A 22,891-nucleotide genomic window follows, 5' to 3' on the forward strand; every position below is an offset into this window, starting at 1 on the left:
ACAAAATTGTATCTTTTTATGTTAAAAGCTGATTGAGCGGTTTATGCCGGGTTTATTAATTAATGATTGATCAAGAAAGCGTACTGCTGTCCATATTATTTTTCATGCTGCCATGTTTTCCAAGGCTTTTCCAATCCCATGATTTGAAAAGGAGCTGTGCATATGAAACTCAGAAAATGGATCGTCCCTGCTCTGTCCCTCTCCCTGCTGCTGCCTGCTGCCGGTGCTTTTGCCGCCGAGACGACCGCTGACCAGAATCCGGAGCTGCAGACCAAAGTTATTCAGTTTACGGTTGGCAGCGATATGTATATGGTTAACGGACTATCCGAACCGGTGGATACCGAGGCTACGGTGTATAACAATGTAGCCTATATTCCGCTGCGCGATCTGGCCGACAGCATGGATGGCGCGACCGTATCCTACGATGCAGCCACAGGTACGACTTGGCTGGACACCGGGCTCGCCCGTTACGAATTCTGGGATAACAGCAGCCGTTACAGAGTCGACAATATGGAGATGAGAGCGGATGCGCCGATCATTTCCCGGGATGGTCATGTGCTCGTTCCTGCATCATGGGTAGCGGATACGCTCGACTGGACACTTGTTTATGAAAATGGACTGGTGACATTGTACAAACGCTACTAATTGGTATTCTCCCGATATCCTGCTTGTTCTCTGATTATTCGGAGCAGGTCTGTTTTTGAACATCCTATTTCGCTCGGTAAAACAGGCACTCTCTGCGGGGAGTGTCTTTTTAGTGGGAATAAAATAACTTTACAGCTTTTACAACTTCCATAACTTTCATAGCTCTCATAGCTTTTACAGAATTATTATTTAATAATACAGGTTATACTGTAATTATTTGACTTTCACTTCAATCTGTTATATGATAGAAGAGTTGTTTTTAACCCTCGGTTTTATCCTTCGCAAATTTTTCCGGGTGCTGCCGGAATCATCCCAAATTTCTTTTTTATCCCAACACATTTGAAATTTGACGATCTGATTCACACTGGCGCGGTCATCGGAGCCGCAAGGACAGAAGAGAGGTAGGGCTTTTGTTGTTTTGGATTCAACGTATGCAGACACAGACCATTTTATAACAGGTTGCCTCTGTATACACAAAGCAAGCGAACCAAAACCGTCCCCGTCTACACATTTCACTTTCACCGCACACGGGGTTAACGGGTTAACGATAGCTGCAGTTAAGCAGCCATATGAACACCGGAGAGCAGATCTACGCAATCTGACTCTGTAACTAAAGCAGTACATTTTGCACCACACGGCATCCCAACATGCCATCCGCAAAATCCGGCGACATCAATACACAAATTGTTGAGCATGAAGCAATTCACATATGGCTCGTAAGCTGCATAACGGCTTATGGCATTCAGTAAAATCAAACATAAGACGCAATACCAAGATCCCCGGCGGAATCACTCACACAGTGTTTCTGCCGGGGATCGTCCAATTTATGGGGTTATAATGCGTTGTCACCCCTCTCTTCTGTCCCCTCCTTTCATAATTGAGGCGGACAGTTTGCTTTCCGCGTCGTATCTGTTACATTCAAAATAGATCGTGCTTTGATACCATCATATACAGGGGTGAAATGCATCATGAAGCGAATTACGATTCTGATTGCCGATGATGAAGCAGAGATCGCCGATCTGGTCGCTTTGCATCTGCAAAAGGAAGGATATCGGACCGTCAAGGCACTGGATGGGCAGTCCGCACTGGATGCCGTTCAGACGCAGGCGATCGATCTGGCGGTACTCGATATCATGATGCCTGGCATGGACGGCTATGAAGTCACCCGCAGAATCAGGGAACATCATCATATGCCGATCATTTTCCTGAGTGCCAAAACATCGGATATGGATAAAATTACGGGCCTGATTACAGGGGCAGACGATTATATGACCAAGCCGTTCAATCCGATGGAGCTGGTGGCACGGGTCAATTCCCAGCTGCGGCGCTCTCTGCAGTTCAACCAGTCTGCGCCTGCGCAGCGTAGCATATTGGAAAAGGGCGGGTTGATCATTATGCCGGATCAGCACAGTGTGACACTCTACGGCAGACCGCTGGAGCTGACGCGCAAGGAATTCGATATTCTGTATCTTCTCGCCAGCCACAGCAAACAGGTATTCAGCGCAGAAAGCATTTTCGAACAGGTGTGGGGAGAGACCTATTACGAGAGCGGCAATACGGTAATGGTCCATATTCGCACCCTCCGCAAAAAGCTCGGGGAAGATCTGGACAAGAACAAATTTATCAAGACGATCTGGGGCGTGGGGTACACGTTCAATGACTAAACAAAGAAGTTTCCGCACGACCATGATCCTGCTGCTGGGCTTAAGCATGCTCGCTTCCGGCGCCATCACCTATGGCGTCTACAAACTGCTGCAGGCCTATTATTCGGGCGTACGGGCGGAAGATCCTCTTGCCCAATACCGCCATTTTATGAGAAATATCGGGGATATTTATTTTTTCCTGCTGCTGTTTATTCCGCTCGCCATTTTGTTTTTCTTCTGGTTTACCAAGCCGTATGCCGCCTACTTCAGGGATATCTCCGCAGGCATCAGCCATTTGGCAAATGGGGATTTTCAGCATCGGGTACAGATTTCTTCCCGGGACGAGCTGGGCATGATTGCCGAAGATGTGAATCTGGCGAGCGAGAAGCTGCAGCAGGCAATCGAACGGGGAGATTTTGCCGAAAACAGCAAAGATCAGCTTGTTGTCAATCTTGCACATGATCTGCGAACCCCGCTGACCTCGGTACTGGGCTATCTCGATCTGCTGATGAAGGACGATCAGCTGACCGAAGAGCAGGTACGGCACTTTACAACGATCGCCTTTACCAAATCCAGACGCCTGGAGAAATTGATCGATAACTTGTTTGAGATTACCCGCATGAACTATGGCATGCTGACCGTACAGAAAACGCAGCTCAATCTGAGCGAACTGCTCAAACAGATGAACGAGGAAATGTATCCTGTCTTTGAGAAAAATCATCTGATCACCCGTGTGAAGCTGGATGCCGACCTGGTCGTCTCCGGTGATGGCGAGCTGCTGGCCCGCGTATTCGAGAATCTGTTAATGAACGCTTCGCGTCATGGCAAAGATGGAGTATATGTGGATATTCATGGATCACGGGAAGAGGATCAGATCGTTATTCAAGTGATCAATTACGGAGGACATATTCCTCCCGAGGATCTGCCTTACATTTTTGATATGTATTATACGGCTGATCGGGCACGTACTCCGCAGGAAGGCGGAACAGGACTCGGACTATTTATCGCCCGCAATATTGTGGAGCAGCACGATGGCACCATTTCGGTCCAGAGCAATGTTGTACGTACCCTGTTCGAGGTGCGCCTGCCCGCATTGTCATGAGTTTCGATATGAAATTTAAGAAAAACTTTAAAAATGCCCCACTTTTTCTTTAATCCCTTTCCCCTATTCTGGATAGTATACAGAGGAGGGGAACACGGATGAAGAAAAAGTGGTTTTTTGCGTTAGGCATCCTGTTGCTCTGTTGTATCATTGCCGCCGCAACAGCCGTATGGATTCAGCACAGGGAATGGTTATCCATTGATACGGAAAATACACAGCAGGACGGTTGGAACTATACCGTCCCTGTAACCAAAAATATAGAGAGTCTGGTACATCAGGGGAACTTATTGCTGATCAACAATCAGTATCCGATCCACCCGGAAGGCGTCAAGAACGATATTGCAGTTGTTGCCAAGCAGACTGATCCGGAGCAACACTACGGGTTACTGGATCGGAAAATTATGCTGTCCCGGCAGGCGACAGAGCAGTTCCAGAAGATGACCGCAGCGGCTGCCAAAGAAGGCGTCCATTCCTTCCTTTTGAGCAGCGGCTACCGTAATTGGGACAAGCAGGACGAGCTGTACCGGGAAAAGGGAGCCGACTATGCACTTCCTGCCGGTCACAGCGAGCATAACTTCGGATTGTCTCTTGATATCGGCTCCACTCTAACAACGATGAACGAAGCGCCGGAAGGAAAATGGCTGGAGCAAAACGCGTGGAAATATGGCTTCATTTTGCGGTATCCGAAAGACAAGGTTGATATTACAGGTATTCAATACGAACCATGGCATTTTCGGTATGTGGGACTCCCGCATAGCGCCATTATGTACAAACAGAATATGGTGCTCGAACAATACCTTGATTTTCTAAAAGAACAGCAAGAAATTGCGGTCGAGCTGGATGGTCATGAGTATCATATCCGCTATTACCATGCCGCACCTAACACGACGATTTATGCCCCGCTGCAGGGTTCTTACGAAATATCCGGAGATAATAGAGAAGGAATTATTGTGACCGCCAAAAAATAACGGCCATATGCCAGGAGAGGAGTCCTACATGAATCATCCTACACCGCGCAGCAGCCCTGCGAAGAGTACCTTCGGGATCGTTCCGCTTATCCTGCTCGTCATTTACCTGTATCTGCTGACCCGAATGATTTTGTTCAAGGGAAGCCCCATCGATCCCGGCATGGTCAAAATACAGCTGTTGGCATGGCTGCAGCAGCCCGATTTGATCTATACGCGAACGGTTAATCTGATACCTTTCCAGGAAATTTCAAGAGACTGGAGCAGACTATCCCTGCATCCATCGCACACCTCTATCCAGCTGATCGGTAATGTACTCGCCTTTATTCCGCTGGGAATCTTCATTCCTGTACTGCTGAAGCGCCGGTTATTATCGGCTGTTCTGGTACTGCCGCTATCTTTTCTTCTCAGCCTTGCTTATGAGGTAACACAGCTGTTGACGGGCATGGGCATATTCGATGTGGATGATTTGATGCTCAATACGACGGGCGGGGTAATCGGGTACGCTGGTTTTGCGGTGATCGTCTTTTTCGTTCAATGGTTCATCGGTACCCAGTCGGCTCCGACAACCACCCAACACACTTCCAAAAGCGGAATTTGATCACAGAACAAAAAAAGGGACTCCATCATTCGCAGCTGATGGAGTCCAAGATATAGTAATTCAAAAGGGGTTATTACAGACATTGTAGCCTGCTCATCTTAAAATAACCTGAGAGAAACCTGAAAGAAACATTAATTTTCGCTTTTTAGGTATCTTCTTTTATAATATTGGGCAAAAAAAGTGAACGCCACGGTCGCAGTCCATGGCGTTCAAGTCGTTTATATATATTCAAAAGGGGTATGCATTTACTATAACCGGGTTATCTTAAAGGTTCATGAAGTGCACCTAAAAATCGCATTAATTTTGCCGTGCCCTATTGAAAAGGTCTTGATCCTGCTCCATTTTGCTCAGGAATCAGCCAGTTTCTGCCGAACCGACTCGATTTTGTACTGGGCGGATGTCGGGTGATCCCGCCGGTCGTCGATCTTGACGGAAGTGGATACACGTCCTGCTCCCTCGTCAAACGGACACTCATGCAGCGCCAGAATCGCCTGCATCACATCCTTGATGTCTCCCTCGATAATCGTGCTCATCGGTGTTAATTGAAAAGTAATTCCCTGCTGGCTGTTCAGCACGCGCTGCATCTGCGCTACATACGCACTCAGACTTGTACTGCCTGTTCCGATCGGAATAACCGTTACTTCTGCAATTGCCATATAATCTCCTCCTCAGGTGAAATACGTTTATTCTCTTATATTAAACCTGTTATGTCCCCTTTCCAACCGCGCCTGCTGCCGAAGAGGTATTCACCTGTCTTGGCCCCAGATGAACAGGCTGCCTACCCGCGCTTCGCTGTCACATCTGCAGACTTCACATATTTGCCTTTTTCCTGTCATGCAATCTCCATTTTCAGCAATGCTTTTTTCGCTGCATTTGTCAATATATTGGGTCATATCATCATATATGCATCTATATATAGAATAAGGTGAACTTCTGCTGCCCTCAGAGCCAGCAGACCGGATTGCACACTTATATCGGGAAAGGATGATGATTTATGACCATATTGCGACCTTCCTCCGCTCCTCAGCCGGTTAGATCGGCTGCTGCCCCTTCGGATTCATATGCCCATCTGCTGCCGCTTGCAGAGCTGGGAGATCATATTATTCACGGCGAACATGAGTCCGCCAGAGAAAATGCCAACCTGAACGGAGACAGTTTCTCCGGCAAAATGAGCCGTCTCGGCAGCGAATATGCCCGCTGGTATACCCGTCAGAATGTACTGCCTGAACCTGTACTGCAGGCTGTTCGGCAGAACCGCATCTATATTCATGACCTCGATCATTATGCACTGGGAACGACCAACTGTATCTTTATCCCTTTTGAGAAATTGCTGCGGGACGGATTCAGCAGCGGGAACGGCAGTCTGCGTACTCCCAATTCCATCATGACCGCCATGGCACAGGTGGCGATTATTTTCCAGTGCCAGCAAAATGCCCAGTACGGCGGCGTGGCTGCCAATAAGCTGGACTATGATCTCGCTCCCTATGTAACCCGCTCCTTCCGCAAGCATCTGCGCAAAGGACTGCGCTATTTTGCACCGACAACAGGCAGTGCTTCCGATCTTGCAGAAAATCTGGAAGCATTGATTCTACAGGCCGCCATGGGCGATGAGCAGCTGGCTGCAGATTACCCACAGGCATATGCATATGCGGTCGAAGAGACCCGTACAGAGACGTATCAGGCGGCAGAGAGCCTGATTCACAACCTCAACACGATGTCCAGCCGGGGCGGTGGCCAGATTCCATTTACCAGCATCAACTATGGCACCTGTACATCGCTTGAAGGAAGATTGATTGTGCAGAGTCTGCTGGCTGCTACCGTGCGTGGACTGGGCCATGGAGAGACACCGATTTTCCCGATCCAGATCTTCAAATGCAAGCAGGGCATCAATCAGCAGCCGGGTGATCCCAACTATGACCTGTTCCTGCAGGCAGTGGAGTGCTCCTCCCGGCGGCTGTATCCGAACTTCGCCAATCTGGATGCACCGCTCAATGCGGAATACATGATTCCTGGAGAGCCGGATACCGAGTTTGCCACCATGGGCTGCCGCACACGGGTCGTAGCTGACCGGTTCGGACGCAATCACCTGTCCGGCAAAGGTAATCTTTCGTTTAATACGATTAATCTGGTGAAGCTCGGGATCGATCACGGCATTTACCGCCAGACCGGATCTGCCGCTGACCACAATCCCGTCACCAGACAGCAGGCAGACAGCATTCATGGCAGCATCAGGCTCGCCGGTACCGCTTCTTCCTCCCGTCCATCGGACACGGCTGTACCGGATGAGCAGGGATTCTACCGCGCACTGGATGAATGTATCGCGGTTGCCGCCGAGGGACTGCTGCACCGTTACCGGATTCAGGCCATGCAGCCTGCCAAGGCATCCGACTTTATGATGCGTGAAGGGGTATGGGAAGGCGGAGACCAGCTGCAGCCGGACGATCAGGTGGGCGACTGTCTCAAGCATGGTACGCTGTCGATCGGATTTATCGGTCTGGCCGAATGCATGAAGGCTCTCTATGGCGTCCATCATGGCGAAGACGAGCAGGTATACGAGCGCGCCCTCTCCCTGATTGCCTATATGCGCGAAGCCTGTGATGCGCTGAGTGAACGCCACAATCTGAACTTCTCGCTGATGGCGACACCTGCCGAAGGATTATCCGGCAAATTCGTGCAAAACGATCGCCAGCTGTACGGATCTATCGAAGGCGTGACCGACCGGGAGTATTACACCAATTCGTTCCATATCCCGGTCTATTATCCGGTCACCGCTGCCCGCAAAATCCGGTTGGAGGCGCCTTTCCACCATTATTGCAATGCCGGCGCCATCTCCTATATCGAACTGGATGGCAATGCCCGCCATAATCCGGAAGCAATGACCCGGATTATCCAGTATGCGCTGTCCTGCGATATCAGCTATTTCAGCATCAATCATCCGATTGACCGCTGTACCGCCTGCGGGCATGAAGGCATCATCGGTTCACATTGTCCGGACTGCGGTGCTTCCGAACAGGAAGTCCATATCGCACGACTGCGCCGGGTGACCGGGTATCTGACCGGCGATTACCAGACCCGGTTCAATCCGGCCAAGCAGGCTGAAGTACGCGACCGACTGAAGCACAGCTGATGAATATTTGCGGTTATATTCCCGAGTCGATCAACGAAGGGCCGGGGCTGCGGGCTGTTGTCTTTATCAGTGGATGCACTCACCGCTGTCCCGGCTGCTTCAGCCCGCATACATGGTCTTTTCAAGCGGGCAAGCCATTTACTGCGGAGCTCCAGCAGCAGATTATCGAGGAAATAGCGGACAATCCACTGCTCAGCGGCCTTACTATTGCTGGTGGTGATCCTTTTTTCTCTGCGGCAGAAGTGTCCAGATTTGTGTCTCGTGTTCGTGCAGCTTTGCCGGATTTCTCCATCTGGATCTACAGCGGATATACATGGGAAGAAATAATTCAACACACTTCTCCTGAATATATGAAACTTTTGCAATTATGCGACGTATTGATAGATGGTCGCTTTGTTCAGCAGCAGCGGGATGTCTCCCTGCTCTATCGCGGAAGTAGCAATCAGCGCATTATTGATATTGCCCGCAGCTTGATCAGTGGTCAGCCGATCACCATGTGATTTGAATTTGGCAGCGGTCATGATTGTGTATTTTTTTCTATATCAGAATAATACTGGAAATAAAAAAGATTGACTTTTGCGATTGAATTGCATATGATTTCCTTAATGCAGATTGAATTTGCAAAAGAAATTTATTGTTTTATCGGGCTCCTTTACCGGTATTAACTTCATAATTCTATTCCTGTTAAAGGGGAGTAGCTGTACAGGCACAGTCGTCATTACGGGTGAATAACCCCGGTTCTGCCTGGCAATGATTAACAAACATTGTTAGCGAGACCTTTACCACAAATTGGTGAAGACCCGCTATTTTTTGGGAGACCTTTACCTTTGTGGTAAAGGTCTTTTTTAATACACGGTTCAGTCATCTGACCGGAATATACTATATTTTAGGAGGAGTCTCATGGATGCAGCTTTGTTGTTAGAGTATGGCTGGGTATTACTCGTATTGATTGCGCTGGAAGGTCTGTTGGCCGCAGATAACGCGCTCGTACTGGCGATCATGGTAAAACATTTACCGGAAGACCAGCGAAAGAAAGCTTTGTTTTATGGATTGTTCGGAGCCTTTATCTTCCGCTTCGGCTCCTTGTTCCTGATCTCCTTCCTCGTCGATGTATGGCAGGTTCAGGCGATCGGTGCTCTTTATCTGTTGTACATTTCCATCAATCATATCGTCCGTACGATTATCTCCAAACGGGCTGGAACCGAGGAAGCTGCCGAGGACAAAGGCCCTATAGCCAATCCGAAAAAGCAGTCTGGTTTCTGGATGACCGTATTCAAGGTTGAAGTTGCGGATATCGCTTTTGCCGTCGATTCGATTCTGGCAGCGGTAGCGCTGGCAGTAGCTCTGCCGGCAAGTGGACTTCCACCGATCGGCGGACTGGATGGCGGACAATTTATCGTCATCTTCCTGGGTGGTCTGATCGGATTGATCATTATGCGTTTTGCCGCTTCGTTCTTCGTCAGACTGCTGCAGGAACGTCCGGGCCTGGAAGTCGCTGCATTCGTAATCGTCGGTTGGGTCGGTATCAAGCTGACCGTTATTACACTGGCGCATCCGGCTCTCGCTATCCTGCCTGAGCATTTCCCGGAAAACTCCATCTGGAAGCTCAGCTTCTACGTGGTCCTCGTCGCTATCGCACTGGCTGGCTGGTTCCTGTCCAGTAAAGTAACGATCACGGAAGATGAGAATGCGGTAAAAGAAGTAAAACAAGAAATCAAAGAAGATCTGTAAACCCGATACCATCGTCCGGCTGCAATTGATGGGCAATATGTTGATTCTGGTGTATGGCATATCTGACTATTACCAGAGTGAATGCTTATCCCTGCAGCCCTGCCAAGAGTGAAGTCTCCATTTGGAGCTTCGCTCTTTTTTTGTATAAAAATTTTGATAAACCTTACATACATAGATTCACTAATTAATTTCCCATTATTTTGAATTATCTATTATAATTTTGAAATTATGGACGAAATAATAGACATGTAAACTTAATCAGGTGGGCGTTTCAGAGCTATATATGGATTATATTTCAAATTATAGAAAATTATTATAGGTCATTGTATAATTTGAATACATGTGTTACATACACTCTGCAAGACGCTCACACTACAATACATTGGAGTGAATTTTATGCGACTAGCCGGTAATTTCAAAACATTCACCAAATTGATCAGTGCCTTTATTTTTGTGGCTCTTATCGTTGCTGCCATAGGATTCTATGGACTGAACAATCAGAACGTAATGAAGAACAGCGTCGATAGTCTATATACAAACAACCTTGTCTCTATGCAAGCCCTGTCTGCCGCCGAACTCTCTCTTCAGAAAATGCGCGTAGCTTCCCGTGATATCGCCCTCAGCAGCAGCAGAGAAGACAAGCAAAAGGTACTGGATACCATTCCCGGTCTGATCAGCACGGTGACTGAGAATATGGATAAATACCGTAATACGCCACTAATTGCAGCGGAAAGTGCAGAACTGCAAAATTTTGATGCTTTATGGACCAAGTATTATGCGCTTTATAATCGCGCCGTAACCCTGGCACAGGATGCTTCGCCTGCGCAGTTCCAGCGCTTTGTGCAAACCGAAGTCGTCCCTGCCGGAACCGATATGTATAACAGCATCGCCAAGCTGAATGAACTGAATGCCCAGGTGGCCAAAGAAGCCTATACTACTGCCGACAGTGTATTTGATAGCGCCAAGCTGTGGACAACGATCTGGATTGCAGTTGCTTTCCTGTTCTGCCTGCTGCTCGGAACCGCAATCTCTCGCATGATCAGCGCTCCACTCAAGAATATTGCCGGGCTGCTCCAAAAGGTCGCTTCCGGTGATCTGCGTGAACGCTCCACACTCACCGGCAAAGATGAAATCGGCCAGCTCGCTGCTGCAGCCAATGAGATGACCGAACGACTGAATGTACTGGTATCCGAAATTGTGGATTCCGCTCAGACGGTAGCGTCCACTTCTGAAGAAATCTCCGCAAGTACCCAGGAGATTGCCGGCAGCAGCGCCAACCAGTCTCAATATGCCCAATCTATCGCCCAGCTGTTCAAGGACATGTCCGTCGCAATTGATGATGTGGCCCACAGTGCCGAAGAAGCAGCCGAATTGTCCAACAATACGGTCAATAAAGCGCAAAAAGGCGGCGAAATTGTCGCTCAATCCGCGAATGGCATGCAGGAAATGAACCAGCAGATGTGCAATCTGGAGAAAGACTCCAATCAGATCGGCGACATTATTGAAGTAATCGACGATATTGCCAATCAGACCAACCTGCTCGCTCTCAATGCGGCTATTGAAGCGGCACGCGCAGGCGAACAGGGACTTGGATTCGCTGTCGTCGCCGATGAAGTACGCAAGCTGGCCGAGCGCAGCAGCGCAGCCACCAAAGAAATCACCGGTATTATCCGCTCCATGCAGTCCAATATGAAACAGACGCTGGATACAGTTGAACGCAATGCCCAGCACTCGCTGCACACGAGTGAATCCTTTACGGATATTGTGAGCCGGGTCAGTGATTCCGCGATGAAGATCAACGGTATCGCCGCAGCCAGCGAAGAGCAGAGTGCCCAATCGGTTGAGGTGATGAATTCAGTCAACGAGATCGCTTCGGCTACCGAAGAAGTGGCTTCGGCCTGTGAGCAGACCGCCAGCTCTTCCCAGGATCTCGCACAGCTCGCCGATCGTCTGCATTCTGCTGTTAATACATTCAAAATCTGATACAAATAAAAAATCCCCCTGTCCGCGACGTTATTCCAGTCGGACAAGGGGATTTTCCGTATTTGCAGTATCTTAATAGCTGCAGTTATATTTGTTCTGCTGTTTGTGCTCCGGAACCGGAAATAGAGGTCATATTCAGAATAAAAATGAAACTAAAATGGAACTAAAGAGACTCAATAATATCACCGGCCAACAGGGAAGCCGGATTGCCTGACCGTTTGCGGGCAGCCTCTTCTCCGGCATGTCCATGCAGATGTACGCCAAAAGCGGCAGCCTGCCATCCACTCCATCCTTGAGCCATCAGTCCTGAGATAACACCAGTCAGTACATCTCCCGATCCACCGGTAGCCATGCCAGGATGACCGGTCGTATTGACCAGTATGTCCCCGTGCGGCGAAGCCACAATCGTACGGGCGCCCTTGAGCACGAGCACGACGCCATGCTTTCTGGCAAACTCGCGGGCGATGCCGATCCGGTCACGCTGAATATCGGCTGTGGATACACCGGCCAGGCGGGCCATTTCCCCCGGATGCGGAGTCAGTACCGTATCTGCCTTTCGGTGCGGCCAGCGGGAGAGTCCATCCGCTTCGGATAATATATTCAGTCCGTCTGCATCCAGCACCCATGGCTGCTCGGTCTCTTTCCACAGGGTATGCAGCCACTCGCCATCCTTTTCAAACCGGCCCAGACCCGGACCGATGGCCAGCACGTCCGCTTTGGCCGCCTGCTTCATAATCGTATGGGCTGTATCTGCTGTCCACTGTCCATCCGGGTCCTGTGAAGCAGGTGCCATCATCAGCTCGGGCACATGTCCGACCATATGCTTCATCAGCTGCTCCGGCAGCGCCCATGTAACCAGTCCGCTGCCGATCCGTAGTGCGGAGCGGGAAGCCATCAATCCGGCGCCGCTCATATTCATGCTGCCGCCCACGACCATGACATGACCATAGGTGCCTTTGTGTCCGTCGATCGCCCGGGCACGGCTGGTGTCGATCTGCAGCACATCACGCAGTACGTCATCGGTAATAAGATGGGTGCGCAGTTCGGCTTGGCGGGCAGCTGCGCGCGGAATCCCGATAGAGCGTACGACCACTTCGCCTGCTGCTCCGGCACCGGGATACTGGGTCAGCCCCTGCTTGAGAAAAGCGAGGCAGACCGTTACTTTCGCCCGGATGCAGTTCTCCGCCACTTCACCTGTATCTGCGTTCAAACCGCTTGGAATATCGGCGGCGATGATCGGTTTGCCTGACGCATTGGCCGACCGGATGATGGACGCATAGGGTTCACGCGGTTCTCCCTGGCTGCCTGTACCGAGCAGGGCATCGATGATACCGCTATATGCCGTCCAGTGATTTGGGGATTGTCCGGTAGGTTCGGCATTCGCTGCTGCCGGGCTGGTTGGTATCGTTTTCTGTTCGTTATTTCCAGACTGCGGCTGCAGATTCCACTCGTCATTCCAGATCAGATGTGGAATCCCGGAACGCTGCGCCGCATCTCGCTGGGCAGCGGCATCTCCTGTCAGCTCCTGCGGATCGCCTGCATACAGCAGTGTGACTGCCAGTCCTGCATCCGCCAGATAACGGGCGGCGACCAGTCCATCTCCGCCGTTGTTTCCCTTGCCTACAAGTACGAGCCAGTGCTGGCGAGAACGGCCCGGAATCGCCTTTTCGTCGCTGCGGATGCCGCCTTCATTGGTCAGTGCCCGTCCACGCGGTACATCCGCCTGCGCATCCTGATGTCCACCGCACCAGGCGATCACTTCCTCCGCAATCGCTTTTCCCGCACTCTCCATCAGGGACATCGCCGGAATACCGAGCTGCTCTATCGTATACTGGTCCAGATCACGCATCTGCTGCGCGGTTACAATGTACATGGGTTCTGCTCCTCTCCTGATTCACCGTGTAAGACTTTCTCTTACTATATAACCGTATTTATAGTTATACAAAAATTCGGCTCGCTTAGTTAAAAAATACATTATTTCCCATTTTGTCACAACATGTCGTTAACAGATAGTAAAGCGAAAACAAAAACCCTTTTCCAGGAGCTTATAGGAAAAGGGTTAACGTCGATATTTTGTTATCTGTACTGGACGGAATATTGCAAATTCAAAAAACATCCTGCCTGTTAATTGTTTTTATAATGACTTAAATAATCAGTCACAGATTCAATAGTATGCTGCATTCCGGCCAGCTCAAGCGGTTTATTCTTGGAGATACGTGTAATGTTAATAAGAACATTATTATAGGCAAGCATGCATTGATCATATTTCTTCAATTTGTTTTGCTTTTGGTAAATATCCAATGATTGTGTCGGCCAGTAAATCATGTCTTTTCCCATCGAATGGTCAGTATAAATAACATCAATCAATGTATAAACATCTGCTTGCTTCTCTTTGTAAATAATTCTGCGCTGGGTAGTTGTAGCGGATTGTTCTCCATCTGCGGTGAGATACTTCCGCTTTCCAAAAGAATACTCAGGCTCAATAGCGACGATATTTACAGATGTTGTTTTGTCTACCTGAACATGATCTCGGAGATTCATATCAACAACCATCTTTGTAAACAACTGATTGTAATCATTGTAATTTAGTAGCGGTTCACTTGCAGATTCGCTTTTTGTCGATTGTACAGTTGGATTGACAGGTACGGGCTGGGGTTCTTTGTTACATCCAATCAACAGCACCATTATAATCAGCAAATTGATAATAGATTTGATCGTTTTTATCATCAACAATTATAATTTATATTCATTTAATGTAATTGTAGTCGCATTCTCGTTAACAGCCCAGCCTGATTCACCAGTATAGTACATACCAACCCAAGAGGCGGAATTTTTAGGATATTTTCTCCAACTGGCCTGACCTTTGCCATAGCCACCACTTCTGTATTTAGTATAACTAGCAGAATACCCAGGCTTTACATTCTGTGGACCTGCTTCCACTGTTGTACTTGAGGAAGTGGTTTTCGACTTGTTAAAAGTTCCTCCTAAAGTAGCTTTCAAACTCGCTAAAAACTTAACCTTTAATTCAGCTTCTGCTTGGATATTGGCACCTACCTCCCAGCTGGACGTAACTGAGTTTTGCTGGATATACTTCAAAGGCAGCGGGCTTGATGTTCTATTTTCAACCGTGATCTTATCCACAAAGAAACGTTTAGGATCCTGCTTATGATCTGAAAGTGCCCAGCCCTCAAATACATATGTATAATTGGCATCACTAAAGGAATTAGAATGAATGAGATTAGGATTGTTGGGCACAATATAAGGGACTTCTTTCTTGTTTCCATCTTGATCCACTTCCCAGGCTACGGGAGAATCTAATTCATATTGTTCCTGCCGTTGCAGTTCGGCTTCATCTGGAATGGTAGTAAAGACTCCTAATGTTTTAGTATCTGACTCATTAGACGATAGCTGGGCTTCTGCTCCGTCTATAGAAGCCGCAAATGTAGAGTGTACAAAAAGAGGGGTTGAGGAACAAACCAAGAAAGCTGCTAACAATGAGTTGAACAATTTCTTTTTCAAGCATTATCTCTCCTTCAATTAATCTGTGAATACTTACCAAATATAATCTATTGTGTAAACAATATATACATATATATTTAATAAGTGACATAATAATAAGGAAGCATTGTTCCTATTTCATTGAAAACATCTAGCTGACATTTTATATACGACAAATAAGCGACCTTTATCTAATTTAAGAACAGATAAAGGTCGCTTATCATTAGCTAAAGTATTCACTTGAATTGGTACTCGGTTAGCCTTACCCTTCGCTAATCAACCCTTGGATCAATAAGCTACCGTAAAGCGGTCGTGGATAAACTGTGGATCTTCCACCTCGTCAAACAGTGCTGCTGCGTAATCTTCGGCCGAAATGCGGCTTGCTCCATCATCGTCTGTGACCAGGCGGGTCGTACCGATGCGGAAATTGCCTGTGCGCTTGCCCGGTTCAATCCAGCTGGCCGGGCTGACATAGGTCCAGTCGAGATCGCTGTGACGATAGACCTCATAAGCTTCTACATGAGCCAGCGCCAGCGGCTTGATCTCTGCCGGGAAATCAGGTGTGTCCATCAGGCGCACGCCTGGTGCTACTTCCAGACTGCCTGCACCGCCGACAATTACCAGACGCGAAACACCGGCATTTTTCATGCCTTCCACAATAGAGCGTGCTGCTTCCGGCAGGTCGGATTCCTGCCCGAACTGTGGACCAAATGCGTTGATGACCACATCATGTCCGGCTACAGCCGCCTCCACGCTTGCCGGGTCCATCACATCCATGCGGATACCGTGCAGACGCTCGGTGTTCTGATCGATTTTGGAAGAATCACGTGTCGCAGCGGTCACTTCGTATTTGCGGCGCAGTCCCTCCTGTACGAGACGCTGTCCAATAGTGCCTGTTGCACCGATAATAATTACTTTCATCATTCATCCATCCTTTCCGTCATGACAGGTTATGCCTGTTTCTGTCTTTTACATACCCTGAGCAGCCGCTGATGATTCAGTATCAACGCTGGATCGCCTGGCGGACCTCTTCCATCTGCTGAAGATCGGTCGTTATCTGGCGCAGGGTAATCTGTTCCAATTCATGCTCCATCGCACGCTGGGCCCGGGCAAATACCTGCTCCAGTTCCTGCTGGATATTACGTCCCACATCGCAGTTGGGATTGGGATTATCATGAATCGCAAATAACTCATCCCGCGTATCATTCTGCGTCGCCCGGTAAATATCGAGCAGCGTAATCTCGTCAGCCGGACGCGTCAGCTGTGCACCGGCCACCCCCGGCTGGGTACGCAGCAGTCCTGATTTGGTTAACTGGCTAATCATACGGCGGATCACCACCGGATTGGTATTGACGCTGCCTGCGATCATCTCCGAAGTGATACGCCCTTCTGTGGAATCAAGCAATGACAGTGTATGAATCGCTACGGCAAAACGGCTGTTGTAAGCCATCTGGATTCCTCCTTTCCTGCTGGCAGTTCTGATACAGAGATCAGGTTCCCATTTATATGAATAATTGTCTATTTATAATTATTACAATTCCAGTCCATAGTTTAGTATACCAGCAATTTGCGCAAAACCAATATTGATTATGCAATGGTGACGATAAACCGTGCTTTTTATGGATACATGTCGGGTGACAACTGCACAATCGTCTGATTGGATCGCTACCGCAGCAATATGTGATGGTTGTGAAACTCAAAAGTGTATTTTTCGTTTATATAGAAGTAAGAGTAAACATATTTATGATACTGCCGGTTGGCTATGACTATTCCAAGAAAGGAAGCTGATATTATGTCATCCGCATTGCCTGTATTAAAATGGATTACCTTTGCACTGGAGGCACTGATGGCGATTCCGATCATCGGAGGTACATTCGTGATCTCCTATGGATATTCGCCGCTGTTTATCGCCTTTGTTCTGCATCTGGTTGCGCTGGTGCTGGCTGTACGTCTGGGACGCTCGCCGTTCGGGAACGCATTTGGTGTCATTACTTCCGCACTGGCCTGGATTCCGTTCCTCGGCTGGATCATGCACTGTATCGCGGCCATCCTACTGCTGATCGAATCGATTGCTGTAACCGGAACCCGCAGCACGGATCGTTATCGCCGTTACTGAATGGAACCTGTCTTGTCTCCCACCCTTTCTTGTGTAATAGTGATATTATCAGCATGAATAGATTATCGTATTAATCGATCAATGAAGGAGTGAATCGGGTGGGATCACTGGAATGGACCTTTCTTCAACATAATCCGGCGCTGCTTGTCATTGTCCTTCTTGCCGGATTGGCAGTTCTCTCCCTGACATACGGCTTGTCCGCCAGACAGCGGATCAGTATGGAGCGGGAACGAATGCGCCGGATTCAATCCAGCCTGGATTACTTTACCCAAGCAGCCGGACGATTGTATCCGGCTGTTGTTATGCCTGCCTCAGCGCTGGGGATTTCTTCGGGAAAACCACGTACTGCCGAAGATCAGAGCCTAACTGCGGTCATCCTGAGCTGCAAGGCAGCGCCGTATGCTTCCGCTGAACTGCTGAAGCGGATCGACGAGTATATGGAGCGGCAGGACCGACAGTCCATGCTGCTGCTCTACCGGACACTGGAAATGGAGATCAGCCGACTGACCCGCGAGCGTGCCGGGCTGCTTACGCGCGGTGAACATCCACGCTGGGGAATGCTCTTCTGGATGACGCTGCGTCCGCTGCTGCCATTTGCCGCACTCATTGTAGAGCTGCTGTTCTGCTGGCAGCTGACAGACGATCTGCAGGAAGCTGCCGGGCTCGGACCGCCTGCACCGTTATTCGCGGTACTGCGGTTTGTGTCCTGTACCGGCGCGCTGCTGCTGCTGTATGGCGTGATGTGCGCGGAGTTCCGGGAGAGCGGACGGCGGGCTTCCTTTGTCATGGCGGCACTGGTGATAGGTGCGCTGACACTGCTGCATTTACTGGGCTTGATGGCTGCACCGTATGTGCTGGTTGTGCAGATTCTGATGTATGCGGCCGGATATCGTCTGACCCGGGAGCCCAAGCGCAAGGAACGCCCTTATGCCGGAGAATATGAATAAAAAACGGTGCAGAACCTCTGGACAACCGGTTGTGGTTATCCAGGGAACTGCACCGTTTTTATTTTAATTTATGGAATATATAAAAGAAAACCTGTTCATCGCATACGATGATTTCTACTGATCAGCCTTCGACCTCATTGATATCCGCCATCAGGCATACCGGACGATTCAGGGTAAGTTCCTGGCCGGTAGGCGTCAGGCGGCCGGTATCGGGCTCCATGGCAAACTGGACAATATTATTGCTGTCCTGATTGCAGACGAGTACGTACCCGCCGGGCACTACGGCAAAGTTGCGCGGGGTCTGGCCTTTGACCGATACCCATTCGACAGGTGTCAGCTCACCGGACTGCTCATCGATATTGTAATGCACGAGGCTGTCATGTCCACGGTTGGAGGCGTACACATAACGGCCGCACAGGGATAGGCGAATATCCCCACCCGTATTTTCCCCCTGGAAGTCCTCCGGCAGTGTCGATACCGTACCGAGAATCTCCAGTACACCGTTCTCGACATTGCGGGCATAGGAAGTAACGGTACTGTTCAGCTCGTTGATGCCATAGGCCAGCTGACCGTTCGGATGAAAGACCAGGTGACGGGGACCCGACTGCGCAGGCAGCTCGGTCACTCCCACCTTGACCAGCTGATCATTCTCGATGCGGTAGCTTACAATCTGATCCAATCCCAGATCGGATACATAGGCCATCTGGCTGTCCAGCGAGGATACCGCGGAATGCAGATGCGGCGCATCCTGGCGTTCCGGATGGGCGCCACTGCCCTCATGATGCACTTCACCGCTCATTGCACCCAGATTGCCGTCTTCCTGTACCGGGAAAAGGTTGGCATTTTTACCGGTATAGTTGGCAGCCAGCAGATAACGTCCATCCGGCGTCAGCTGCACATAACATGGCGCACCGCCGCCGGTTGGCTTGCGATCCAGCAGATGCAGCTCATGGGTCTGTTCGTCGATCGAGTAAGCTGTAATTTCCCCTTCATCGATCTCACAGGCAGCATACAGATACTTGCCGTCTGCGGACAGCGCCAGATACGACGGGTTCTCCGCCCCACTGATCTCCGAGACGATGCGCAGCTCCCCTGTCTCCTGATTCATCACAGCCACATGAATACCGGCCTCTTCCTTGCCTGCGTATGTACCAATGTACATCCATACCTGATTATCGGTTACCGACATGATGATTCCCCTCTCCAATCCGTATTGGCCTGCTCTTGTACATATCGTCGTAGAGCGGGCATGTGCATTCTCTAATTAATACCGATTCTGTGAGGGGATGAATCATCCACGCAGGGATATCTTACGGAACACCATGCGTAAAACAGCCGGCACCGCCAGGAAAATGAGCAGCGTACGGAACAGCTGATAGCAGCTCACCGTGGCAATATCCGCACTCACCTCATGAGCGATAATGCCCATCTGATCCATGCCGCCAGGAGCCATACTCAGCAGCGCAGTCGCCGGGGTCAGATGATGCCACTGGATCAGAATCACCGTCATGACGCAGGCAAAGATCAACAGTACTGCTCCGCTGCCGACCGCGAGCAGAATCATCTGCAGTTTGCGTTCGAGCTGTTCGGGATGCAGCATCAGCCCAATCGAGCTGCCGATCATCAGCTGGGCCGCATCCAGCAGGGACGCCGGCAGTGCCGGACCCGGAATGCCGCAGAGCTGAATTCCGGCCGTGACGATCATCGGCAGCAGCATATAGGCGGTCGGGAAGTGGAATCGTTTGCCGATCACTGCCGCGACCGGACATACTATCGCAAACAGCCAGATTGTCGGCGGCAGCGATGACCAGCCAGGAGAAGTATGGGTGATCGCCTCTGTCACCGCATTCAGATCCACACCGAACAGCGGACTGAAAATAAGCAGCGGCACAAAGATCACAATCATCATCAGCCTCGATACCTGTAAAAAGGTAACCACCGTCAGATCAATCCCTTTGATTTCCTGTGCCAGCAGTACCATCTGGGTGAGTCCACCCGGAATACTGCCAATCAATACCGTCGGAAAGGAAATCCCTGTCCAGCGGGAGATGAGATAGGCGGTTGCCGCTGAAAACAAAAGCAGCAGCACCGTCATCACAATCATTGACGGCAGCTGCTGCCCGATCCGGGATAGCGTGGAAAAGGTCAGCGACAGGCCCAGCGAGTAACCGACGATAATGGTCCCTGCATCCCGTATGGCTGCCGGCCAATCCAGCTGCAATCGCCGGAAGATCCTGGACCCGATAAAGACCAGGATCATCGGGCCGAGCAGCCATGGTACAGGCAGATGAAGCCATGTGAACAGCAGACCGCCCAGCAGTGCCAGCAGCAGGGTATATCCCCAGCTTAGCCAGCGGGACGGGCTGTTCATGAAGAATGCACCAGCTCATCCAGCCGCTGCTGCAGATCCCCGCGGAACAATCCGCCATGGTAACATACGACCGTCTCCACATCCAGATTGCGGAAAGCATTCAGCGACTGGATCGCCTGCTCCATATTAAGAGTATGCTGTGGTACAGGTCCCATCAGCTGACCATCCTCCACGACCATGGCATCTGCTGTGATCAGCGTTTTGCTGGATGGATGGTACAGACTGATATGTCCCGGTGTATGGCCGGGCGTAGCAATCACCTGCAGACCGCCTGCAAATGGAAGCAGCTCCCCGCCATGCAGCGTATGGGTGACATTACCGGGAGTTTCCGGCGAGAAGACCGAGCGAAAAGCATCTTGCTCCGGCTGAGGCAGAGCTGACAGCATCATATCCAGACGCTCCGGTGAAGCTTTGAGAAAAGGAGCCCTGCCGTCGATTGCAGGCTGATCCCCGGTATGGGCATAGACCTTCAGTCCGCCATTTGCCGCTGCCAGCAGCTGTGGCAGTGTACCGATATGATCCAGATCCTGATGGGTCAGTATAACCGTGTTAACCGGGTACGCCGGATCAATATGCTGCATCAGCATCTCGTAGCTTCCCGGGAATCCAGTATCGATCAGTACCGCCTGACCTTCTTCATAAATAACGATCGGATGAATCACTATCTCATGGCCTCCGACTTCCAGCTTGAATTCAATGACTTCCATAGTATCTGTAATTTTCATCGTTTCCCAAAGTCTAACGCTAGACTTCGGTTCACCTCCTTGTATTTTACTTGTTTCTACATCTATTATCCCGCTTCGGCTGATTGCCTGTCAAAATTCAAGCAGGCGACCATTCACCTGCTTCATATCCAGGCTGCACATACCCTATTACGTCCTTCGCCCTTGGCCCGGTAGAGTGCCTGATCCGCCTGATCCAGCAGTTCCTCGGCCGATCTGTCCGGGAAAACGGATACCCCGATCGAAGCCGTAATCCGCAGCTGCTGCCCATCCGGAAGCGGAAAGACATGCTGTTCAATCTGCTGGCGCAGACGCTCTGCCGCCTGACTCGCCTGGCTGTGGTTGCAGCAGTGCAGCAGCACGACGAATTCTTCTCCGCCTTTGCGGGCACAATCGTCCGAAGAACGGACAAAATGATGCAGCAGCTCCCCCATCTCTGCCAGCACCGCGTCCCCAGCACTGTGCCCGTACGTATCATTAACGGATTTGAAATGGTCAATATCCATCATCAGCAGGGCAAACGGCTCTTCAGTACGCATGGCATGAAGTACCTTCTGCTCAAAAATCGCCTCGAAAGCGCGCGGATTATGCAGCCCGGTCAGGTAATCGCGGCTGGCCGTTTCCTTGAGCAGATAAATCGAACGGTTGGAGCGGCTCAGATAGGTCAGCAGCAGATATGTAAACAATCCGCCCAGCGTATACACAAACATCACCAGCAAAAAAGGCAGTACAATATTGCCCTCATACATCATATACACCGGCAAGCCGGGAAGAATCATGCTTCCGCCCACAATAATGGTCCAGCGCTGTAACGATTGGTTATGCTTGCCGTCAAACAGCAGACTCGAAAGTATAAAAGCCAGAATCAGCATGGATATGCCAACAAGCAGTCCTGCCGTGTTGCTTGTATCCACCAGCAGAAAGCGGCCCAGCAGCAAAATGATCAGACTGATCAGCCCTGCCAGACGACCGGACATATAGACTGCGCTAATAATCGCCAGCGTACGCAGATCCAGATAAAAACCACCAGGTGTACTGACACTCGAAAACATCAGTCCGATCCCGAGCAAACCGAGCAGAGTCCCGGCAATATAAGGAAAGACGCGGCTGTATTGAGGAATACTTTCCTGAATCTTATTGAGCAAAAGATTGCACAGGAACAAAAAAGTGGTCATTAATGTTAGATTATTCAGCAGATTAACAAGCATCGTATCCAGCCTTTCATACAAACGGTATTCCCGGGCATTCCGCCGAATCATTACCGATTGGCGGCAGGCTGGGGAACCCATGTATAATTACGGTCTTTTCCGAAAAATGGTTCATCCGTACAGACCTTCTCCATTATAACCGGATATCTTTTATGATCAGTTACATGTTCTTCATCTTATTAAAGGAATGCTTTTCCACTCTCCGGCCAAAAGAGCAAAAAGACCCGGTGTC

General features: G+C 49.9%; 21 protein-coding genes. 11 read left to right on the forward strand and 10 right to left on the reverse strand.

Annotated features, from left to right (window positions below):
• Positions 1 to 162: 162 nt before the first annotated feature.
• The 5 genes from WH45_RS07090 (at position 163) to WH45_RS07110 (ending at position 4,956) form a co-directional block, all read left to right on the forward strand.
• A complete protein-coding gene (locus tag WH45_RS07090) occupies positions 163 to 645 on the forward strand; it encodes a copper amine oxidase N-terminal domain-containing protein (RefSeq protein ID WP_046213711.1) in 483 nt (160 codons plus the stop codon).
• Positions 646 to 1,613: 968 nt separating this feature from the next.
• The gene (locus WH45_RS07095) at positions 1,614 to 2,309 is read left to right on the forward strand and encodes a response regulator transcription factor (RefSeq protein ID WP_046213712.1); all 696 of its coding nucleotides are present in this window, start codon (positions 1,614 to 1,616) and stop codon (positions 2,307 to 2,309) included.
• Complete coding sequence (locus WH45_RS07100) at positions 2,302 to 3,390, forward strand: HAMP domain-containing sensor histidine kinase (protein WP_046213713.1); 1,089 nt, start codon at positions 2,302 to 2,304, stop codon at positions 3,388 to 3,390. The genes WH45_RS07095 and WH45_RS07100 overlap by 8 nt, the downstream gene beginning before the upstream one ends.
• A gap of 98 nt (positions 3,391 to 3,488) precedes the next feature.
• The gene (locus tag WH45_RS07105; RefSeq protein ID WP_046213714.1) at positions 3,489 to 4,358 is read left to right on the forward strand and encodes a D-Ala-D-Ala carboxypeptidase VanY; all 870 of its coding nucleotides are present in this window, start codon (positions 3,489 to 3,491) and stop codon (positions 4,356 to 4,358) included.
• Positions 4,359 to 4,386: 28 nt separating this feature from the next.
• The gene (locus WH45_RS07110) at positions 4,387 to 4,956 is read left to right on the forward strand and encodes a VanZ family protein (RefSeq protein WP_052723661.1); all 570 of its coding nucleotides are present in this window, start codon (positions 4,387 to 4,389) and stop codon (positions 4,954 to 4,956) included.
• A 347-nt stretch (positions 4,957 to 5,303) separates the two neighbouring features.
• Here WH45_RS07110 and WH45_RS07115 read toward each other — a convergent pair whose 3' ends face one another.
• Positions 5,304 to 5,612: an MTH1187 family thiamine-binding protein gene (locus WH45_RS07115; protein ID WP_017812536.1), complete on the reverse strand. Its 309-nt coding sequence runs from the start codon at positions 5,610 to 5,612 to the stop codon at positions 5,304 to 5,306.
• Between the two features lie 338 nt (positions 5,613 to 5,950).
• Between WH45_RS07115 and WH45_RS07120 the strand changes: the two genes are divergently transcribed.
• The 4 genes from WH45_RS07120 (at position 5,951) to WH45_RS07135 (ending at position 11,797) form a co-directional block, all read left to right on the forward strand.
• Positions 5,951 to 8,083, forward strand: coding sequence for an anaerobic ribonucleoside triphosphate reductase (locus WH45_RS07120; RefSeq protein WP_046213715.1), 2,133 nt, complete (start codon positions 5,951 to 5,953; stop codon positions 8,081 to 8,083).
• The gene (nrdG, locus tag WH45_RS07125) at positions 8,083 to 8,583 is read left to right on the forward strand and encodes an anaerobic ribonucleoside-triphosphate reductase activating protein (protein WP_046213716.1); all 501 of its coding nucleotides are present in this window, start codon (positions 8,083 to 8,085) and stop codon (positions 8,581 to 8,583) included. Before WH45_RS07120 ends, nrdG begins: the two co-directional genes overlap by 1 nt.
• Before the next feature lie 400 nt (positions 8,584 to 8,983).
• Positions 8,984 to 9,814 carry a TerC family protein gene (locus WH45_RS07130; protein WP_046213717.1) on the forward strand — a complete coding sequence of 277 codons (831 nt, stop codon included), beginning with the start codon at positions 8,984 to 8,986 and terminating at the stop codon, positions 9,812 to 9,814.
• Positions 9,815 to 10,210: 396 nt separating this feature from the next.
• Positions 10,211 to 11,797: a methyl-accepting chemotaxis protein gene (locus tag WH45_RS07135; RefSeq protein ID WP_046213718.1), complete on the forward strand. Its 1,587-nt coding sequence runs from the start codon at positions 10,211 to 10,213 to the stop codon at positions 11,795 to 11,797.
• A gap of 163 nt (positions 11,798 to 11,960) precedes the next feature.
• On the opposite strand, the gene WH45_RS07140 is transcribed toward WH45_RS07135, so the two are convergent.
• The 5 genes from WH45_RS07140 to WH45_RS07160 all read right to left on the reverse strand — a co-directional run bounded on the left by WH45_RS07140 (position 11,961) and on the right by WH45_RS07160 (position 16,745).
• Positions 11,961 to 13,670 (reverse strand): bifunctional ADP-dependent NAD(P)H-hydrate dehydratase/NAD(P)H-hydrate epimerase, encoded by a 1,710-nt coding sequence (locus WH45_RS07140; RefSeq protein WP_046213719.1) that lies wholly within the window; start codon positions 13,668 to 13,670, stop codon positions 11,961 to 11,963.
• Between the two features lie 251 nt (positions 13,671 to 13,921).
• Positions 13,922 to 14,482, reverse strand: coding sequence for a hypothetical protein (locus WH45_RS07145; protein WP_152663500.1), 561 nt, complete (start codon positions 14,480 to 14,482; stop codon positions 13,922 to 13,924).
• A 48-nt stretch (positions 14,483 to 14,530) separates the two neighbouring features.
• Positions 14,531 to 15,316 carry a hypothetical protein gene (locus tag WH45_RS07150; RefSeq protein ID WP_046213721.1) on the reverse strand — a complete coding sequence of 262 codons (786 nt, stop codon included), beginning with the start codon at positions 15,314 to 15,316 and terminating at the stop codon, positions 14,531 to 14,533.
• Between the two features lie 267 nt (positions 15,317 to 15,583).
• Positions 15,584 to 16,216 carry an NAD(P)-dependent oxidoreductase gene (locus WH45_RS07155; RefSeq protein WP_046213722.1) on the reverse strand — a complete coding sequence of 211 codons (633 nt, stop codon included), beginning with the start codon at positions 16,214 to 16,216 and terminating at the stop codon, positions 15,584 to 15,586.
• Positions 16,217 to 16,298: 82 nt separating this feature from the next.
• On the reverse strand, positions 16,299 to 16,745 hold the full coding sequence (locus WH45_RS07160) for an Rrf2 family transcriptional regulator (RefSeq protein ID WP_046213723.1): 447 nt from the start codon (positions 16,743 to 16,745) through the stop codon (positions 16,299 to 16,301).
• 342 nt (positions 16,746 to 17,087) lie between these two features.
• Here WH45_RS07160 and WH45_RS07165 point away from each other — a divergent pair, with 342 nt between their 5' ends.
• Together WH45_RS07165 and WH45_RS07170 are read left to right on the forward strand one after the other, a co-directional pair.
• Entirely contained in the window at positions 17,088 to 17,411 is a 324-nt protein-coding gene (locus WH45_RS07165; RefSeq protein WP_046213724.1) for a hypothetical protein, read from the forward strand.
• Between the two features lie 98 nt (positions 17,412 to 17,509).
• Positions 17,510 to 18,358: a hypothetical protein gene (locus WH45_RS07170; protein ID WP_046213725.1), complete on the forward strand. Its 849-nt coding sequence runs from the start codon at positions 17,510 to 17,512 to the stop codon at positions 18,356 to 18,358.
• A gap of 121 nt (positions 18,359 to 18,479) precedes the next feature.
• Here WH45_RS07170 and WH45_RS07175 read toward each other — a convergent pair whose 3' ends face one another.
• The 4 genes from WH45_RS07175 to WH45_RS07190 form a co-directional block, all read right to left on the reverse strand.
• Positions 18,480 to 19,547, reverse strand: a complete 1,068-nt coding sequence (locus tag WH45_RS07175; RefSeq protein WP_046213726.1) for a lactonase family protein — start codon at positions 19,545 to 19,547, stop codon at positions 18,480 to 18,482.
• Positions 19,548 to 19,649: 102 nt separating this feature from the next.
• A complete protein-coding gene (locus WH45_RS07180) occupies positions 19,650 to 20,729 on the reverse strand; it encodes an AbrB family transcriptional regulator (RefSeq protein ID WP_046213727.1) in 1,080 nt (359 codons plus the stop codon).
• Entirely contained in the window at positions 20,726 to 21,454 is a 729-nt protein-coding gene (locus WH45_RS07185) for an MBL fold metallo-hydrolase (RefSeq protein WP_046213728.1), read from the reverse strand. The genes WH45_RS07180 and WH45_RS07185 overlap by 4 nt, the downstream gene beginning before the upstream one ends.
• Before the next feature lie 122 nt (positions 21,455 to 21,576).
• Positions 21,577 to 22,740 (reverse strand): GGDEF domain-containing protein, encoded by a 1,164-nt coding sequence (locus WH45_RS07190; RefSeq protein ID WP_046213729.1) that lies wholly within the window; start codon positions 22,738 to 22,740, stop codon positions 21,577 to 21,579.
• Between the last annotated feature and the right edge of the window lie 151 nt (positions 22,741 to 22,891).

This window comes from Paenibacillus wulumuqiensis (assembly GCF_000971965.1).
In the GTDB taxonomy this organism is placed as follows: domain Bacteria; phylum Bacillota; class Bacilli; order Paenibacillales; family Paenibacillaceae; genus Saccharibacillus; species Saccharibacillus wulumuqiensis.

Bases quoted from the DNA above. Each gene is read 5' to 3' on its own strand.
- WH45_RS07090 (WP_046213711.1), top strand. From the start codon at position 163: ATGAAACTCAGAAAATGGATCGTCCCTGCTCTGTCCCTCTCCCTGCTG.
- WH45_RS07095 (WP_046213712.1), top strand. From the start codon at position 1,614: ATGAAGCGAATTACGATTCTGATTGCCGATGATGAAGCAGAGATCGCC.
- WH45_RS07100 (WP_046213713.1), top strand. From the start codon at position 2,302: ATGACTAAACAAAGAAGTTTCCGCACGACCATGATCCTGCTGCTGGGC.
- WH45_RS07105 (WP_046213714.1), top strand. From the start codon at position 3,489: ATGAAGAAAAAGTGGTTTTTTGCGTTAGGCATCCTGTTGCTCTGTTGT.
- WH45_RS07110 (WP_052723661.1), top strand. From the start codon at position 4,387: ATGAATCATCCTACACCGCGCAGCAGCCCTGCGAAGAGTACCTTCGGG.
- WH45_RS07115 (WP_017812536.1), bottom strand. From the start codon at position 5,612: ATGGCAATTGCAGAAGTAACGGTTATTCCGATCGGAACAGGCAGTACA.
- WH45_RS07120 (WP_046213715.1), top strand. From the start codon at position 5,951: ATGACCATATTGCGACCTTCCTCCGCTCCTCAGCCGGTTAGATCGGCT.
- nrdG (WP_046213716.1), top strand. From the start codon at position 8,083: ATGAATATTTGCGGTTATATTCCCGAGTCGATCAACGAAGGGCCGGGG.
- WH45_RS07130 (WP_046213717.1), top strand. From the start codon at position 8,984: ATGGATGCAGCTTTGTTGTTAGAGTATGGCTGGGTATTACTCGTATTG.
- WH45_RS07135 (WP_046213718.1), top strand. From the start codon at position 10,211: ATGCGACTAGCCGGTAATTTCAAAACATTCACCAAATTGATCAGTGCC.
- WH45_RS07140 (WP_046213719.1), bottom strand. From the start codon at position 13,670: ATGTACATTGTAACCGCGCAGCAGATGCGTGATCTGGACCAGTATACG.
- WH45_RS07145 (WP_152663500.1), bottom strand. From the start codon at position 14,482: ATGGTGCTGTTGATTGGATGTAACAAAGAACCCCAGCCCGTACCTGTC.
- WH45_RS07155 (WP_046213722.1), bottom strand. From the start codon at position 16,216: ATGAAAGTAATTATTATCGGTGCAACAGGCACTATTGGACAGCGTCTC.
- WH45_RS07160 (WP_046213723.1), bottom strand. From the start codon at position 16,745: ATGGCTTACAACAGCCGTTTTGCCGTAGCGATTCATACACTGTCATTG.
- WH45_RS07165 (WP_046213724.1), top strand. From the start codon at position 17,088: ATGTCATCCGCATTGCCTGTATTAAAATGGATTACCTTTGCACTGGAG.
- WH45_RS07175 (WP_046213726.1), bottom strand. From the start codon at position 19,547: ATGTCGGTAACCGATAATCAGGTATGGATGTACATTGGTACATACGCA.
- WH45_RS07180 (WP_046213727.1), bottom strand. From the start codon at position 20,729: ATGAACAGCCCGTCCCGCTGGCTAAGCTGGGGATATACCCTGCTGCTG.
- WH45_RS07185 (WP_046213728.1), bottom strand. From the start codon at position 21,454: ATGAAAATTACAGATACTATGGAAGTCATTGAATTCAAGCTGGAAGTC.
- WH45_RS07190 (WP_046213729.1), bottom strand. From the start codon at position 22,740: ATGGGTTCCCCAGCCTGCCGCCAATCGGTAATGATTCGGCGGAATGCC.